Source organism: Pseudoflavonifractor sp. AF19-9AC (genome assembly GCF_003478995.1).
Taxonomy (GTDB): Bacteria; Bacillota; Clostridia; order Oscillospirales; family Oscillospiraceae; genus Lawsonibacter.
In genome coordinates, this window is sequence record NZ_QUGI01000002.1 from 105,559 (window position 1) to 122,692 (window position 17,134).

At 58.4% G+C, this 17,134-nt stretch carries 14 protein-coding genes and 1 other annotated feature; of the genes, 8 read left to right on the top strand and 6 right to left on the bottom strand.

All coding sequences use genetic code 11. The annotated features are described in order from the left end of the window. The first annotated feature begins 142 nt into the window (after window positions 1–142). The 6 genes from DWX58_RS03350 (at window position 143) to DWX58_RS03375 (ending at window position 5,703) form a co-directional block, all read left to right on the top strand. Window positions 143–2,413: a xanthine dehydrogenase family protein molybdopterin-binding subunit gene (locus DWX58_RS03350; RefSeq protein WP_158579200.1), complete on the top strand. Its 2,271-nt coding sequence runs from the start codon at window positions 143–145 to the stop codon at window positions 2,411–2,413. A 1-nt stretch (window position 2,414) separates the two neighbouring features. Next, window positions 2,415–2,885 carry a (2Fe-2S)-binding protein gene (locus DWX58_RS03355; protein WP_118641596.1) on the top strand — a complete coding sequence of 157 codons (471 nt, stop codon included), beginning with the start codon at window positions 2,415–2,417 and terminating at the stop codon, window positions 2,883–2,885. After that, a complete protein-coding gene (locus tag DWX58_RS03360) occupies window positions 2,882–3,724 on the top strand; it encodes an FAD binding domain-containing protein (protein ID WP_118641597.1) in 843 nt (280 codons plus the stop codon). Before DWX58_RS03355 ends, DWX58_RS03360 begins: the two co-directional genes overlap by 4 nt. Window positions 3,725–4,042: 318 nt before the next feature. Further along, entirely contained in the window at window positions 4,043–4,441 is a 399-nt protein-coding gene (locus DWX58_RS03365) for a helix-turn-helix transcriptional regulator (RefSeq protein ID WP_158579201.1), read from the top strand. Between the two features lie 22 nt (window positions 4,442–4,463). Beyond that, a complete protein-coding gene (locus tag DWX58_RS03370; protein WP_118641599.1) occupies window positions 4,464–4,871 on the top strand; it encodes a hypothetical protein in 408 nt (135 codons plus the stop codon). A gap of 58 nt (window positions 4,872–4,929) precedes the next feature. Continuing rightward, window positions 4,930–5,703, top strand: coding sequence for a hypothetical protein (locus tag DWX58_RS03375; RefSeq protein ID WP_118641600.1), 774 nt, complete (start codon window positions 4,930–4,932; stop codon window positions 5,701–5,703). A gap of 659 nt (window positions 5,704–6,362) precedes the next feature. Here DWX58_RS03375 and ilvC read toward each other — a convergent pair. The 5 genes from ilvC to ilvB (DWX58_RS03405) form a co-directional block, all read right to left on the bottom strand. Beyond that, window positions 6,363–7,382, bottom strand: coding sequence for a ketol-acid reductoisomerase (gene ilvC, locus DWX58_RS03385; RefSeq protein WP_118641602.1), 1,020 nt, complete (start codon window positions 7,380–7,382; stop codon window positions 6,363–6,365). Then, a complete protein-coding gene (gene ilvN / locus DWX58_RS03390; protein WP_118641603.1) occupies window positions 7,363–7,929 on the bottom strand; it encodes an acetolactate synthase small subunit in 567 nt (188 codons plus the stop codon). The genes ilvC and ilvN (DWX58_RS03390) overlap by 20 nt, the downstream gene beginning before the upstream one ends. 12 nt (window positions 7,930–7,941) lie before the next feature. Next, window positions 7,942–9,645, bottom strand: coding sequence for a biosynthetic-type acetolactate synthase large subunit (gene ilvB / locus DWX58_RS03395; protein WP_118641604.1), 1,704 nt, complete (start codon window positions 9,643–9,645; stop codon window positions 7,942–7,944). A gap of 77 nt (window positions 9,646–9,722) precedes the next feature. After that, window positions 9,723–10,208: an acetolactate synthase small subunit gene (gene ilvN, locus DWX58_RS03400; RefSeq protein WP_118641605.1), complete on the bottom strand. Its 486-nt coding sequence runs from the start codon at window positions 10,206–10,208 to the stop codon at window positions 9,723–9,725. A 16-nt stretch (window positions 10,209–10,224) separates the two neighbouring features. Next, window positions 10,225–11,856, bottom strand: a complete 1,632-nt coding sequence (gene ilvB / locus DWX58_RS03405; RefSeq protein ID WP_118641606.1) for a biosynthetic-type acetolactate synthase large subunit — start codon at window positions 11,854–11,856, stop codon at window positions 10,225–10,227. 63 nt (window positions 11,857–11,919) lie between these two features. Further along, window positions 11,920–12,151, bottom strand: a binding site (T-box leader). Between the two features lie 434 nt (window positions 12,152–12,585). On the opposite strand from ilvB (DWX58_RS03405), the gene DWX58_RS03410 reads away from it, so the two are divergent. Beyond that, window positions 12,586–15,429, top strand: a complete 2,844-nt coding sequence (locus tag DWX58_RS03410; protein WP_118641607.1) for an S-layer homology domain-containing protein — start codon at window positions 12,586–12,588, stop codon at window positions 15,427–15,429. Window positions 15,430–15,486: 57 nt separating this feature from the next. Here the strand turns inward: DWX58_RS03410 and DWX58_RS03415 are convergent, their stop codons facing one another. Then, entirely contained in the window at window positions 15,487–15,936 is a 450-nt protein-coding gene (locus DWX58_RS03415; RefSeq protein ID WP_118641608.1) for a hypothetical protein, read from the bottom strand. Window positions 15,937–16,259: 323 nt separating this feature from the next. On the opposite strand from DWX58_RS03415, the gene DWX58_RS03420 reads away from it, so the two are divergent. Next, entirely contained in the window at window positions 16,260–17,111 is an 852-nt protein-coding gene (locus DWX58_RS03420) for an aldo/keto reductase (RefSeq protein ID WP_118641609.1), read from the top strand. The last annotated feature ends 23 nt before the right edge of the window (window positions 17,112–17,134 follow it).

Genomic DNA, 17,134 nt, shown 5'->3' on the forward strand with positions numbered 1-17,134 from the left:
TTGCCGAAAAATTCAACGCTCTTTCAATGGTCTTGTAGTATAATAAAGCTGTATCCTCAGGACGATTTCCTGATTTTTCCCAGTACCCTATGCGGGCCGCCGCCGGCTGCCCGCCGCTTTGATACAAATGAGGAGGGACCAGATGATGAAGGTGATTGGAACCGGCAATCCCATTCACGACGCCAAGGGCAAGGTCACCGGCCGTACTCACTATACGGCTGACCTCACCATGCCCAACATGGCCCACATTGCCATGATCTTCAGCACCATTCCCCACGGCCGCGTGGTATCGGTGGATGCCTCCCGGGCTCTGGCTCTGGAGGGCGTCTACGGCGTGTTCCACTGTCTCAACTCCCCGGATTACTGCTACAACCGCTACCGCAGCCAATTCTCCAACCCCGGCTCCCAGATGCTGCCCAATGAGGAGCACGTCTTCCACTCCTACGTCCGCTTTGTGGGCGACCGGGTGGGCGCCGTGGCCGCCCGGGACGAGGAGACCGCCCGGCGGGCCGCCGCTCTGGTGAAGGTGGAGTACGAGGAGCTGCCCTACGCCCTGAACTTTGAGGATGCCCTGGCCGGCAAGCACTGCCTGGAGGGCGAATCCCCCATTGTGGACGAGGGCACCATCACGGTAGGTGAGCCCCAGCCCGACGAGGCCGAGGGCATTGTAGTCACCTCCCACAGTGAGCTCAGCCGTCTGCACCACGCCGCCATGGAGACCCACGCCTGCGTGGCCCAGTACGACCCCTCCACCGGTATGCTCACCGTGGAAAGCCCCAACCAGGCCGTCTTCGGCATCCGCACCGTCCTGGCTGACATGCTGGGCCTGCCCTACAACCGGGTGCGGGTCATCAAGGCCACCATGGGCGGCTCCTTCGGCGGAAAGCAGGAGTGGATTGTGGAGCCCGTGGCCGCCGTTCTGGCCAAGGAGCTGAACCGCCCGGTGAAGCTGGTATACGACCGCATGGAGACCATGCGCTCGGCCTACTGCCGGGGCGCCATGCGGGGTGATCTGCGGGGCGTGTTCCGCAAGGACGGCACCATTCTCCGCCTGGACATGGACATTCTCTATGACGCCGGCGCCTATATCAGCAGCGGCCGGGACTATATGCGTGCCCCCTTCGGCAAAATGTTCCGCTGCTACCGGGTGCCTTACGGCAACCTCCACGCCCGCCTGGTGTCCACCAACACCACTCCCGGCGGCTCCTTCCGCAGCTGGGGCGTGGCCGAGTACTACACCTTGCTGGAGCACCTGCTGGAAAATGCCGCCAAGGCCCTGAACATGGACCCCGTGGAGCTGCGGCTCAAAAACGTGCTCCACCCCGGGGAGTACGACATCAAGATGAACCTGCCCGTGGAGGACACCCGCATTGAGGAGTGCCTGCTCCGTGGCCGGGAGAAGTTCCGCTGGGCTGAGCGCCTGGAGGAGGACAAGGCCTTCAACGCCGCCAACCACCGCTACAAGCGGGGCTGCGGCGTGGCCTGCGGCGGACACACCAACACCTACTACACCCGCTTCCGGGACTTCGCTCAGGCGGAGCTCCGCATGGGCGATGACGGCACCGTCCAGGCCTGCGCCAGCATCCACGACCACGGCTGCGGCAGCGTCCAGGCTTTTAAGATGATCCTCTCTGAGGTGCTGGAGCTGCCCATGGACCAGATCCGTCTGGAGGAGGCGGACACCGCTGTCACTCCCTACGACTACGGCTGCTACTCCAGCCGCAGTACCTTCATGGTGGGCGGCGTGCTCATGCGCTGCGCCCAGAAGCTGCGCGGAGAGCTGCTCTCCGCCGCCGCTCAGATGTTGGACGCCCCCCAGGAGGAGCTCTACTTCCAGCAGGCGGTCATCCACCGGAAGGACCACCCGGAGGTGGCCCTCACCTACAAGGACGTGTCCCAGTGGTCCATTCTGAACCTGTGCCATGAGATCTTCGCTCGGGAGACCTTTGAGACCCACTCCAACCCCATCACCACCGGCGCCCACTTCGCCCACGTGGAGGTGGACACTTGGACGGGTCTGACCAAGGTACTGGACTACCTGGCTCTCCACGATGTGGGCCAGGCCATCAACCCCGCCATGTGCATTGCCCAGACCCAGGGCGCGGTCCAGATGGGCTGCGGCGCCGCTCTGCGGGAGCAGTACACCTTCTCCCCCGACGGCCGTGGCGTGGCCAGTCTGTCCAAGTATCACCTGATGAATGCCCCCGATCTGCCGGAGATTCAGGTGGAGCTCATCCAGGACGGTCCCTCCAAGGATGGCCCCTTCGGCGCCAAGTCCATCGGCGAGATCGGCATGGTCCCCGTGGCCGCCGCCGTGAGCGGCGCGGTGAACCGGGCACTGGACGCCGATCTGGGCGTGCTGCCCATGGATCCCGACCGTATTCTGGAGTGTATCGCAAGGAGGGAAGCTTAACATGCGCCTGAACTTTTTTGTCAACGGTGAGCCGGTTTCTCTGGACACCGATCCCCAGCGCCGTCTGCTGGATATTTTGCGGGAGGACCTGGGCCTCACCGGCACCAAGGAGGGCTGCTCCGAGGGTGAGTGCGGCGCCTGCACCGTGCTGATGGACGGCGAGGCCGTCCACTCCTGCCTCACCCTGGCCGCCCAGCTGAACGGCCGGCACGTGGAGACCATTGAGGGTCTGGAAAAGAGCGGAGAGCTGGACATCCTCCAGCGCGCCTTTGTGGAGGAGATCGCCGTGCAGTGCGGCTTCTGCACCCCGGGCATGATCATGTCCGCCAAGGCTCTGCTGCTGAAGAACCCCAATCCCACCCCGGAAGAGATTCGTACCGCCCTGTCCGGCAATATCTGCCGCTGCTCGGGCTATGTCCAGATCGTCAACGCGGTCAGCCGGGCCGCCCGGGAGATGGGAGGAGAAGCATGAACACTTGTCTGATTCCCAGAAATCTGGAAGAGCTGGGTGAGGCCCTGGGTCAGCTGACCGGAAAGAGCCTCATTCTGGCCGGAGGCACCGACCTGGTTCTTCAGATGCGCGCCAAGCATCTGGAGCCCGATGTTCTCCTCTCCCTCAGCGACGTGTCCGCCCTGCGTGACATCATCATTACCCCGGAGCGGGCCGTCATCGGCGCCATGGCCACCATGGCCCGGGTGAAGGAGGCCACCGACGGTCTTTCCGACCTGCAGGCCCTGGCCGACGCCGCGGGCGGCGTGGGCTCCCCCCAGATCCGCAACAAGGGCACCATCGGCGGCAACGTGGCCAACGCCTCTCCCGCCGCCGACCTGCCCTCCGTGCTGTGGCTGCTGAACGCCCAGGTGGACATCCTCTGCCCCGGCGGCCTGCGCCGCGTCCTGCCCATCCAGCAGTTCTTCCAGGGCAAGGACGGCCGCAAGACCCAGCTGGAGCTGGGCGAGGTCATTGTCAGCTTCACCATCGACCGCACCGCCCTCCAGGGCTGGCGCTCCGCCTTCCACAAGCTGGGCCACCGCTCCCAGGTGACCATCTCCCGCATCGGCATGGCCATCGCCCTCCGCCTGAACAGCGAGGGCATCATTGAGGACGCCCGGGTGGTGGCGGGGGCCATCAAGCCCATCCCCTTCCAGCTGCCTGCCGCCGAGGACATTCTTCGGGGCAAGCGGCCCGAGCCCACCCCCGGGCTGTGCATCGCCCTGGGGGAGACCTTCAAGGGCAACACCCGCCGGGTCTATAAGGAAAACGCCGCCAAGGGCGTCTTTGAGGACACCCTGAAGCTGTTTGCACGATAACCTCTTTTTCTCTTCCACGAAAGGCGCGCTGCGGAGCAAGCTCCGCAGCGCGCCTCAGTCTGTCAGAAAACCTCGCCGCCGGCGGGGCCTTTTTGATATAATGGAAGGGGCAGAGTGGGATGGGGCAAACGATGCCGCAATCACCGTTTCAGACAAGGCCGCCCCCCGGGCGCATCTGCCGGGAAAAACAGCGCTGGAAGGACACCGCGGCCATGTAAATTCCGGCTTGTATGCGGATTTTTAGAAAAAACAGCCAATGTAAACAAAAGTTGATGGCGATTGAGAGCGAGGCATGTTAGCATGAGCATAGCGAAACGAATGAAACGCGTCCGGAGGGAGCGGGGGCTCTCCCAGGAAAGGCTGGCGGAGCAGCTCAACGTCTCCCGGCAGACGGTCTCCAAATGGGAGAACGGCCTGGCCGTCCCCTCCGGCGACAACCTGAACCAGCTGGGAAAGGCACTGGGCGTGTCGGTGGATTTCCTCCTGAATGGGGAGCGGACGCTGTCAGCCCCGGCGGAGGAGACGCCCGCTCCACAGCCGGGGCGGCGCCTGCCGGCCCTGCTGGCCGCCCTGCTGCTGGCAGGGAGCGTCCTGATTGGGGCGCTGCTCTTTGGGGAATGGGGTGATCGGCCCATCCCAGAATCCAAACTGCAAGGTGAGGTGATAGATCCTTCAACAATAGGAGAAGGTATGCCGCTTCTTCCGCTCGAGGAATGATATTGGGGAGGAGGTGGTAAAAATGTGCCGCAAGCGGTTTGGAATCGTCCTTTTGTCCTGTGTGCTGATGCTCAGTTCTGCGGTGATGTCCGTCGGCGCAGCCGAGCTTCCCAATAACGGCAACGGCGCCGTGGTTATGCGCGCAGCTGGACGGTTGGATTCTAGTATTCCCGCAAAAACTCTTGCGCCCATCAATGTGGAATTCTCTCTGGCAAAAGGCGACATGATAGAGTATGACTGCACCTATACGCCCAAGTCTGCCAGCGTTGATTTCGGCTATATTGCTCCAAATGGCTTGTTTTATTCTATCAACTGTACCAGCGGAAGCTTCAACAAATCGTTTAAAGTCAACCAGACCGGTCAGTACACCCTGGCCATCCGCAACAACGCCTCCTATGCCGTGACCGTAACGGGAACGGTGAGATATTAACTGTTTAGCGAATTATACAATTTTTAAGAACATGTGTAAATATAAAGGAGTTGACAAAATGTTGAAACGCGCATGCAAGGTAGTGTTGTCGTTTATGATGTGTATTCCCTTTATATTTCCTATTTCTGCCACCGAATATACTACAACGACACAAAATGATTATTATGTTACGCAATATACCAACGAAGCAGGTGAAATAATCAGAGTGATGAATCGGACAGCCACAAATAGTCTTTCCACTATGTCACTGGATTATAGTCATACAAAAGAACTACTTCAAGCTATGGGGATGAGCGAAGGAGCCATAAATAATCTATCCGCTGAGGATCTAGCTTTATATGCGAGAACACAGTGGATGTACTCCTCTACGGTATATTACAAAACGGATGCCGATGGTATCGTTACAGTTGTGTCAGAAGATGAAGCCCTCGCAGCATCTATTGCGGAAAAGCAGGCCGCCCGTGGGATTGTAGGTAATGGCGAAGGATCATTACCAAATGATGACTATATGGAATTAACGGTCACTATAGCGGATTCTGGTGCCGGAAATGGTGGGATACGGATTACATGTGACGCTACCTGGAAGAAAATGCCACTCTTTAGAGGCGTTGATGCATTAGGAGCCTGCGCACAGAATATATCGATTACAGAAAATACTTATTCAGGGTATTATCAATATAATATGATTACTCGTGAAAATGATGTGATATTAGCAGAGAAGGATTATGATAGCTCTTGGACATCAATTCCCCAAAGCAAATTCCAATTGGATTCCACCACAAATGGCGACTTTAACGGCGGTGGCATTACATTTTCATTGCCCAAGACCTAACTAGAGGTAATGTTGAAACAAAATATACAGATTTTCATGTCCACATGCGGTATGACGGACACGTACAACAACCTACGCTTCCAACCTACTTTAACGTGGTAGGGTCTTACACCCACGCAAGGATTTCCCTTGATCCTAACCCTTCTCTCAGTATTGATGGCAACGGTATTGCTGGATCAATTGGGTTTGGCCCGCGTATTAACGTTGACCGCAGGAATGCATACTTTGAAGCACATTATCTTCCTTAAATAAGCGCTTTTTATTGGGGGGAGTCCATATGAACAAAAGCTTTTGGGGGCATGTAATTCTTTCAATATTGGTTGTCCTGTTGGCATACGCTCTGTTTTGGTCCTATGGAACGCCTGTTTTCGGCGAGGATATGGCAAACACCCTGTTTCTCAGCATCGAACTCATCGTCTGTACACAGCTGATAATCCATAAGAGGCCGAAAAAATAAGCTTATTTACTGCTTTTTACGCGAACGGAAGCGTGGTCCCTCATTGAAAAGCGCGGAGCCCGGCTATGAAGCTTGATCCGCATATCCCACATATCAGATCTTCTGTATGTCACAGGAAAACGGTAATTTTATTGCCGCAATTCCCGGTTCTTCCCAAGAAAGAGAAGGAGCGCCCCGCGGGGCGCTCCTTTGTTGTTTCATTTTAGTTGGAAGCGGTGTCCAGGTCGGTGTCGCCGCCCCAGATCATGTTCTTGCGCAGCTCAGCGCCCACGGTCTCCATCTGGTGCTTGGCCAGCTGGGCACGCTTGGCGTTGAAGAAGGTACGGCCGTTCTTGTTCTCGGCAATCCACTTGCCGGCGAACACGCCGTCCTGAATGTCCTTCAGGACCGCCTTCATGTTTTTCTTGGTCTCCTCATAGGGCAGGACACGGGGACCGGAGACATACTCGCCGTACTCCGCGGTGTCGGAGATGGAGTAGTTCATGGCAGCCACGCCGCCCTTGTTGATGAGGTCGATAATGAGCTTCATCTCGTGGATGCACTCGAAGTAGGCGTTCTCGGGCTCGTAGCCGGCCTCGACCAGGGTCTCGAAGCCCAGCTTCATCAGCTCCACAACGCCGCCGCACAGAACAGCCTGCTCGCCGAACAGGTCGGTCTCGGTCTCGTCCTGGAAGGTGGTCTCCATCACGCCGCCACGGGCGCCGCCGATGCCGGCGGCATAGGCCAGAGCCAGCTTATAGGCGTCGCCGGTGGCGTTCTGCTCCACGGCGATGAGGCAGGGCACGCCCTTGCCGTTGACATAGGTGGAGCGGACGGTGTGGCCGGGGCCCTTGGGGGCGATCATGGTCACGTCCACGTCGGCGGGAGGCACGATCTGCTTGAAGTGGATGTTGAAGCCGTGGGCGAACATCAGCATGTTGCCGGCCTCCAGGTTGGGGGCGATGTCCTTCTTATAGACGTCGGCCTGAACCTCGTCGTTGATGAGGATCATGACGATGTCGCCCCACTTGGCGGCCTCGGGCACGGTCATCACCTTCAGGCCGGCCTGCTCGGCGTTAGCCCAGTTCTTGGAGCCCTGACGCAGGCCGACGCACACGTCGCAGCCGGAATCCTTCAGGTTCATGGCGTGGGCATGGCCCTGAGAGCCGTAGCCAATGATGGCGATCTTCTTCCCGTTGAGGTAGTTGATGTCGCAATCCTTCTCATAATACATTTTTGCCATAGTTATATTCCTCCTTCAGTTTGTTGTCATCATATATAGTGCTACGCCCTCTTTCGATGGCGAGAGTACCCGTTTTTGCGATTTCCAGAATGCCGAAGTCCTCCAGCAAGGCAATAAGTGCTCCGGTCTTGTCCTTGTCTCCGAAGATGGCCACCGTCAGGGTGTCCCGGCCCACGTCAATGATGTTGGCGCGGAAGAGGTTGGAGATCTGAATGACCTCGTCCCGGGCGTTGCGGTCAGCGGTCTTTACCTTAATCAAGGCAAATTCCCGCTGAATGGACTCGGCCTCTTCCAGAATCTTCACCGCCTGCACCGGAATGAGCTTGCGGCACTGGGCGGCAATCTGGTTGACCATCAGCTCGTCCCCCAGAATGACAATGGTAATCCGGGTGGTACCGGGCTTATCCGTCTCGCCGGAGACGATGGACTCGATGTTGTAGCCCTTCCGGGAAAAGAGCCGGGCCACCTGGCTGAGGACACCCGGGATATCCTGGACCAGAATGGCCAGGGTATAGAGCTTCTTCTGGGTATCAAATTCTTTCTTCATCCCGTCGCCCCCTTACTTCAGCAAAAAGTTGGTGATGTGGGCGCCGCCGGGCACCATGGGCCGGACCATCTCGTCCATATCCAGCCGACAGTCCAGCACACAGCCGCAGCCCGCCTCCAGCGCCGCCTTCATGGCCTCCTCCATCTCCGCCATGTTGGTCACCCGGAAGCCCTTCAGGCCATAGGCCTCGGCCAGCTTCACAAAGTCCGGGCCACGGTCCAGGGTGGTCTCGGAGTAGCGCTGGTGGTAGATGAGGTTCTGCCACTGGCGGACCATGCCCAGGGTTCCATTGTTGAAAATCACCGTGATGATGGGCAGGTGGTAGTGCTCCACGGTGGCCAGCTCGTGGCAGTTCATGCGGAAGCAGCCGTCGCCGGTGGTGTGGATCACCACCTTGTCCGGGTTGCCCATCTTGGCCCCGATGGCGGCCCCCAGGCCGAAGCCCATGGTGCCGAAGCCGCCGGAGGTCAGCAGCTGGCCGGGGTAGTCAAAGTGGAAATGCTGGATGGACCACATCTGATGCTGGCCCACGTCGGTGGCCACGATGGAGTCCTCCGGCGCCAGGCGGTGGATGGTCTCCAGCACCTGCTTGGGGGTCAGGCTCTCGCTCTGGCGGGGAATGGAGGGCTCCCGCAGGGGGAGAATGTGCTCTTTCCACTCGGGATGGCTGTACTGGGGCAGCTTGGGGTTCAGCAGATCCAAGACCGCCTTGGCGTCACCGATGATATGGTGGTCGGTGAGCACGTTCTTGTCGATCTCCGAACGGTCAATGTCGATGTGGACAATCTTGGCCTGGCTGGCAAAGGAGCCGGGATTCAGAGCCACCCGGTCAGAGAACCGGCAGCCCACAGCGATGAGCAGGTCGCACTCGCTGCAGGCCAGGTTGCTGGCCCGGGAACCGTGCATGCCAATCATGCCTGTGGTCAGGGGGTGTCCCCCGGGGAAACCACCGCCGCCCATGACGGTGATGGCTACCGGGGCGTCCAGCTTCTCGGCAAACTCCCGGAACTGCTTGTGGGCCCGGCCCCGGACCACGCCGCCGCCGCAGATGAGCAGCGGGCGCTCCGACTGGGCAATCATGTCCACCAGAATGTCAATGTCCTCGCCGTTGGGCTCGGGATTCTTCAGCTGGTGGCTGTCCGCCAGGGCCTGGATGCTGCTGCAGGAGCGGTTCTCCGTCCAGGGAATAAACTCGTACTCAATCTCCACACTGGGCGCGGTGACATTTTTCAAAAAGTCAATGAGCACCGGGCCGGGCCGGCCGGTGGCCGCCACGGCAAAGGCCTGGCGCATCACGTCGGGGATGGACTGGGGGTCCCGCACCAGATAGGTGGCCTTGGTGATAGGCATGGCGATGCCGGTGATGTCCACCTCCTGGAAGGCATCCTTGCCCAGCACATCCTCCGTCACGTTGCAGGTGATAAAGACCACCGGCGAGGAGTCCATGTAGGCGGTGGCGATGCCCGTGGTCAGGTTGGTGGCCCCGGGTCCGCTGGTGGCAAAGCACACCCCCACCTTTCCGGTGGAGCGGGCGTAGCCGTCCGCGGCGTGGGAGGCTCCCTGCTCGTGGGCAGTCAGTACATGGTGGATCTTATCCTTATAATTATAGAGCTCATCATAGACATTCAGGATGGTTCCGCCGGGATACCCGAAGACGGTGTCCACCCCCTGCTCCAGCAGGCACTCCATGATGGCCTGTGTGGCTCTTACTTTCATAGGTTCAACTCCAGTCAAATTGTTCCTTATGGCAAGATATCACGCTTCACCTACGCTGGGCGCGACGGCTCAGACGCTTAAATCTTTCCTCCGCCCTTCTGCACCGCAATGACGCCGGTGCGAACGACCTCCAAAATGGAGAAGGGGCGCATCATGGCCTGGAAGGTGTCCAGCTGATCCGGTGTGGCGGACAGCTCCATGGTCATGGAGGTGGGAGAGATGTCATCCACCTTGGCCCCCATGATTTCACAGATGGTCATGATGTCCTGGCGGGTCTTGTTGTTGGCGTTTACCTTTAAAATCATCAGTTCCCGGCCAATGAAGGTGTTCTCCTCCAGGGTGCGCACCTTAATGACCTCAACCAGCTTGTTCAGCTGCTTTTCCACCTGCTCCACCACACTGTTGCCGCTGTCCACGATGATGGTGATGCGGGAGATGGTGGGGTCGTCTGTGACACCCACGGCCAGGGACTCAATGTTGAAGGCCCGGCGGGAAAACAGTCCGGTAATTCGGTTCAGAACGCCCGCCCGGTTTTCCACCAGCACGGAAATAGTCTGTTTCATGGTCTCTCCCCCTCCCTCAGTCGTTGGTGCCCACGTCCGGGTGGACCTCACAAATCAGCAGGCAGCAGCCCTTGGCATCCAGGAACTGGTCCAGGGTCTCGTCCAGTTTATCCTCGTCGTTCACCGTCAGGCTGGAAATGCCGTAGGCGGCGGCAATGGTCTCAAAGTCCGGGGAGCCGTCCAGCGCCACGCCGAAGGGGCCGTGGTAGGGGCCGTGGCTCTGAATCTGATGGACCAGGCCCAGAGTGTGGTTGCGGAAGAGGACGATTTTAATGTCCAGGTCCTCGGTCTTAATGGCGGAGAGCTCGTTCATGGCCATCTGGAAGGAGCCGTCTCCGCACACCACCACAGTCTGCCGGCTCCGGTCGGCAATCTTGGCACCGATGGAGGCGGGCAGAGCGTAGCCCATGGTACCCAAGCCGCCGCTGGTGAGCAGCCGCCCCTGCTTCTGGGGCAGGTACTTGCAGGCAAAGATCTGGTTCTGGCCCACGTCCACGCACACCACTGCGTCCTCGCTGAGCTTCCGGCCCAGCTTCCGCAGCACGGTTCCGGGAAATACGTAGCCCTCCCGGCGGGGGAACTGGCGGCTCAGTTCCGCCTTACGGTAGTCCTTCAGCCGCTCCAGCCAGGCGGTGGAGTCGGTCACCGGTGCCTGCCGGTCCAGCAGCTGCCGCAAAATTACCTTCACATCCCCCACCAGGGGGATGGCGGCCTGCATGTTCTTGCCAATCTCCGCCGGATCCACGTCAATGTGGATGGTGGCCATCCGGCGCTGAATCTCCCCCGGGTCCACCATGGCCCGGTCGGCCGCCCGGGTACCCACCATAATGAGGAGGTCCGCCTTGGCCAGAGCCTGATTGGCACAGTGGTTGCCGTGGGCGCCGATCATCCCCATGTTCAGGGGGTGGTCGGTGGGCAGCAGGCCCAGGCCCATCATGGTCTTTACTACAGGGATGGCACAGCCCTCCGCCAGTTCCAGCAGCTCGTCCCGGGCGTTGGCCAGCCACACGCCGCCGCCGGCACAGATGAGTGGCTGCTTGGACCGGGCGATGGCCTCCACCACCCGCTTGATCTGCAGTTCGTTGCCCTTGACGCTGGGCTTATAGCCCCGGATGTTCACCTGTTCGGGGTAGACAAAGGGCCCCTTCAGCTGCTGCTCCTGCACGTCAATGGGAATGTCGATGAGAACGGGACCGGGCCGGCCGGTGGAGGCGATGTGGAAGGCCTCCTTCACCACCTGAGGGATGAGGTTGGCATCCTTCACCAGGTAGCTGTGCTTGGAGAAGGGAGCCACCGCGCCCGTGATGTCCACCTCCTGGAAAATGTCCCGGCCCAGCAGGTGGCTGGGCACCTGGCCGGTGATGGCCACCATGGGAATGGAGTCCATGTAAGCGGTGGCAATGCCGGTAATCAGGTTGGTGGCTCCCGGGCCGGAGGTCACCATGCACACGCCCACCTTACCGGAAATCCGGGCGTAGCCGGAGGCCATATGTCCCGCGTTCTGCTCCGTGCGCACCAGGGTGTACGCAATCTCAGGATGCTCCTTCAGAGCGTCCGCCGCCGGGCAGATGGTAGCGCCGGCGTAGCCGAAAATGTGGTCTACCTGTTCCTGTAATAAGCTCTCAATTAACGCCTGCGCTCCGTTCATGGAACGTCACCTCCAATTGGTCTCTGGTCCGGGAAAAGCAAAAACGGCCCCGTCCTATCCTTCCGATAGGACGAAGCCGAAACTCCGTGGTACCACCTAAATTCACAGCGCTTCCTGCGCCGCGCACTCATTGCCCCTGTAACGGAGGGTATCCGTTCCCGCCTACTGGGGCATCCGCCGGTTCAGTGGGACTGCTCACGGGTGAGGTTCGGTGATAGCCCTTCAGAGGAGCTTACACCAGCCGCTCCCTCTCTGTGCATCCAGGCATGCTTACTATCCCGCTCATCGCTTTTTGATGATTGTCCTATATCATACCCGATTCATTTTCGTTTGTCAATTCCTTTTGCCGGATTTTTCTTTGCTCCATTAAATTGAAAAATAGCTGAATTTTTCTCTTTTCCCCGCTAAGGGTTTTAGAGGGTCTGACGGGACCATGTCTACCAAATGTCTACCAAAAAAGGCGCGGAACCTTTGTGTCCCAAGGGTTCCGCGTTTTTCCATTTTCTGGGTGTCTACCAAATGTCTACCAAGGTAACTTTTTTACGGTAAAAGCGGCTGTTTTGCTGTTTTTCATTTGATTTTTCACACAAAAATTGGAATGCAAGGGGCGTTATACCGGCCTAATCGTCTTAAAAAGTTCCCAAAACCTCAAATTTTGGGGAAAATCCCCGAAAAACGATCCAAAAAGATGAAATCTCGGAGGATCAAAATTTAGAAGGAGGAATTCCAATGAGAAACCTGAAGCGGGCTCTCAGCCTGGCTCTGGCTTCCGTCATGCTCCTGGGCATGATGGTGGTCGGTACCGGCGCCGTGAGCTACACTGACCAGGACAGCGTTTCCAACAAGGAAGCGGTTGAAGTTCTTGCTGCTGCTGGTATTATGACCGGCGACGACAAGGGTAATTTTAACCCCGACCAGATTGTGACTCGCGCTGAAATGGCCGTTATCATCTGCAACATGCTGTACGGCAACAAGCTGAATGTCAGCCAGTTTGCTAATGCCAACGTCTTCACCGACGTGCCCACCTGGGCTCAGGGCTTCGTGAACCTGGCCGCTTCTCTGGGCATCGTGGCCGGTGTGGGCGACGGTAAGTACGCTCCCAACGAGCCTGTTACCACTGCTCAGGCCACCCTGATGCTGACCAAAGCTCTGGGCTATTTCCAGGATGCTGCTGAGTTCGGCAATGACTGGGCTCTGGCCGCTATCACCAGAGGCACTCAGCTGGGTCTGTTTGGCGACATGAAGCTGGCCACCCATGAGGGTCTGACCCGCGACAACGTGGCTCAGCTGACCTTCAACGCCATCACCAAGACCACTCCCGTTAAGTACAACGAGAGTTTCAAGGTCTACTACACCACCAACTGGGTGAGCGGCGTGGCTGACATCGACGAGAATGAGATTGGCGATGCTACCAGCGCTGACTACCAGGCCACCATCGCCTACAAGATCTTTGATCTGACCACCTCCGCTGACAGCGAGAGCTTCGGCCGTCCTGGCGCCTACACCTGGTGCATCGGCAACAAGTCTGTCACCAGCGTGTTCAGCGCTGATGCCGACCTGGCGGCCACCTACACCGCCAAGATGACCTACGGCGACCTGTACACCACCCTGGGCAAGACCGTCGTGGACAACATCCGCGATGTAGATGTCTTTGTGGATGGCAGACCCGTTGTTGTGACCAACAGCACTCACAACGGTTTTACCACTGGTTCCTTTAACGTTTCCAACATTATTCGCAACAGCAAGACCGCTTTTGGCTATGACGCCAATGCGACCACTTGGGTTGCCGACGACACCACTCCCACCGGAAACGGCGTTGTGACCGAGGTCTATGTTCAGTACGACGAGACTTCTCAGAAGTACGACCTGACCTTCGCTATCATCAACACCTATGTGGCTCAGGCTGCCAGCGACTACGACGCCAAGGACCAGGATCTGGTCATCACTGCCAAGACCGGCAGCTACCTGACCACTCTGAAGTCTGAGGATGTGGAGGGCCTGGAGTCCATCAAGGAAGACGACATCCTGATGGTCACTGCCTCCTGGAACGGTTCCAACTATGTTGTTCAGACCGTTAAGGCTCCCAAGCTGATTAGCGATCAGTCCGTGACTGCCTACACCGCCGGTAAGGATGTCACCTTCGGCGGCACCACCTATAAGTACAACCTGATCAGCGAAAGCAATGCTTCTGCCTCCGGTGCCAACACCACCTATGATGTCATTAACAACGGCACCTATGACTTCTATGTGGACGACAACGGCTACGTCCTGTATGTCACCGACTACGCCGGCGTGAGCAACTACGTCTACATTGCTGATCGCGTGGCTGATGGCAACAATGTCGTGGGCAACTACGTCACCGCCAAGGCCGTCTTCACCAACGGCACTTCCACCAACATCCGTATCGACAAGGTAGGCACTGCTGATGCCACCACTGGCAACGTGACTGCCGGTACCTGGTACACCTACAGCCTGAACAGTGACAGCAACTATGAGCTGAAGGCCCTGACCGCCGCTTCCGGCGCTGGCCAGGATGACAAGACCGTGGCTCTGACCGGTAACTTCTCTTCTGCCAACGCCAAGCTGGACACCAACGGCTACGCCATTGCCAACAGCAGCACTGTCTTTGTGATTTACAACAGCACCACCAAGACTTACACCGTGTACACCGGCATTGCCAACCTGCCCACCGTGTCCAGCGCCACCGGCTCTGCCACTGTGGAAAAGGGATATGCCACCTATGTGTATCTGACCGCCACTGCCAACAATATTTCTGCCAGCAGCGACGTGAAGACCGCTTACGTCCTGAAGACCTCCTATGCTCAGGGCTATGACTCCAGCGCTAAGAAGACCACCTACACTTATGATGCCATCGTGGACGGCCAGATCACCAAGCTGACCGTTACCTCCACTCTGGCCAATGTGGGTCTCTACTACTGGAGCGCCACCAGCGACGGCTATCCCTCCGGTCTGGTGCAGGTCAATGATGACATCGCCAACGAGTATGTGGTGCAGACTGTCAACAACCAGGCTGTCAGCTACAGTGACGGCACCTTGGTTGTGGGCGGCCAGTACTATGTGATGAAGGACGGCGTCAAGGTCTTTACCATTGATACTGACGGCACCGCCGAGGAGACCACTCTGTCCTCTGTGGCCAACGACGGCAACTTCACCGGCTACATCACCTTGGTTGACGCCTCCAAGACCGATTCCAGCAAGGTGGCTGTGTACTTCCAGAAGGCCGCTTCTGTTGCCGCCCCCAGCGCCGCTGTGATCGCTACTCAGCCCACCGCCAGTAGCAATCCCTCCGCCAACACCCCCGTTACTCTGACGGTTGCTGCTACCCCGGTTTCCGGTGTGGTCTTTACCTATCAGTGGTACAAGGATACTGATAGCAGCGGCAATGACGGCTCTGCTGTCTCCGGCGCTACTTCTGCCAGCTACACTGTCCCCGGACAGACAGGCACCACTGAGTATTACTACTGTGTAGTTACCGCTCACAGCGCTTACGACTTCAGCGTAACCGCCAGCGGCACCAACTCCAACTACGCCACTATTACTTGGGGAGCATAATTTAATCGCCGCATCAAATCACGAAAAACCGCCTCGGGGGATCCCGAGGCGGTTTCCTTACTTTATAGCAAAATAATGATATACCACACCGGAAACGTTGGTCAAAATATGAACGGAGGTATCAGGGGTGTCCCGATACACGTTAAACCCACTGGAGTAAATGGATAAAACAGTCTTTCCTCCCACCACTAACGAAGAGCCATCCACAGCCAACCCTCCGTAGTGCCACTCATAGGCGGTGTTGGTGATATCCTTAGTGGTTCCGTCGTTCTTGCACACATAAACCGCTTTTGGTCGAAACCCCAGGGAAATAGTACGGCTTGATGCTCCATTGCCTGTATAACTTCCTACCACAAGTTCTGCTTTTAGTGCAACTTCTGCTTTTGTGGACATCTTTCCCAAAGCCTCATCAATTTTTGCGTTGTCCTCATTGAACTCCGTGCAGATTACTTGATCCTCTGCCGCCCATTGATTGAGTCCAAAATTCGCTGTCTGTCCGCTTGCCATAAAATTTCCTCCTTTGTATGTTTACAGATTACCTCTCCATGAGAATCTCCCACGAGCAAAGAGGCGAAGCGCAGCTTCGCAGAAAGTTCTTTGCCAAGCTTTCTTTCAAGAAAGCTTGCAAGAAAGCGCGGCCTTTGTAACTGGCGGGCAGTTGCACAAAATCGTACATCCACATACATTTTCTGGAAATTATCTGGCACTATGCCCTCGCGGCCCTCTTTACCCCGCTCCGGGCAAACCGCTGGCAAACCCTGTTCCGCCGTGCTATAATAAGGCAAACATCAGGTGGCGGACCCCGGTCTGCCCGGAAAGGAGCGCTCCACATGCAGCAGCATACATTCCAACTGCAAAACGGCCTCCGGGTCCCGGCCCTCATTTTCGGGACCTACAAAACGGCGGAGGAACAAAACGAGGATGTCCTCCTCACCGCCATTGAGGCCGGCTACCGGGCCTTTGACACGGCCTCCTTTTACGGCACCGAGTCCTACCTGGGCTCCGCCATCCGGAAAAGCGGTCTGGCCCGGGAGGAGGTTTTCATCACCTCCAAGCTTTGGAAGACAGAGATGGGCTATGAGGGCGCCATGGCCGCCGCCCGCCGGAGCCTGGAGGCGCTGCAAACCGACTATCTGGACCTCTACCTCATCCACTGGCCCCTGCCCGACCCGGACTACGCCGACTGGAAGGCCCTGGACCTGGAGACCTGGCAGGCCCTGGAGGAGCTCTACGACCAGGGCGTGGTGAAGGCCATCGGTGTGAGCAACTTCCACCCCCACCACATCGAAAACCTCCTGGCACACGGCCGGATTGCCCCCATGGTGGACCAGATGGAGTACCACCCCGGGCACGCCCAGGAGGCCGCGGTGGCCTACTGTCAGGCCCGGAACATCCTGGTCCAGGCCTGGAGCCCCCTGGGGAAGCGCCGGGTGCTGGGGGACCCGCTGGTCTGCGCACTGGCGGAGAAATACGGGGTGTCCCCCGCCCAGATCTGCCTGAAATTCGCCCTGCAGCGAGGGATCGTCCCCCTGCCCAAGGCCTCCTCCCTGGAGCGGATGCGCCAGAACCGGGACCTCTTCTCCTTTGAGCTGGAGGAGGAGGACCTCTACCGTCTGACCTGCATGCCCCCGGTGGGCTGGTCGGGGGAGCACCCGGACCGCCCCCGGGTGCGGCTGACCTGAGTCAGGTCCTTTTTGAATCGACC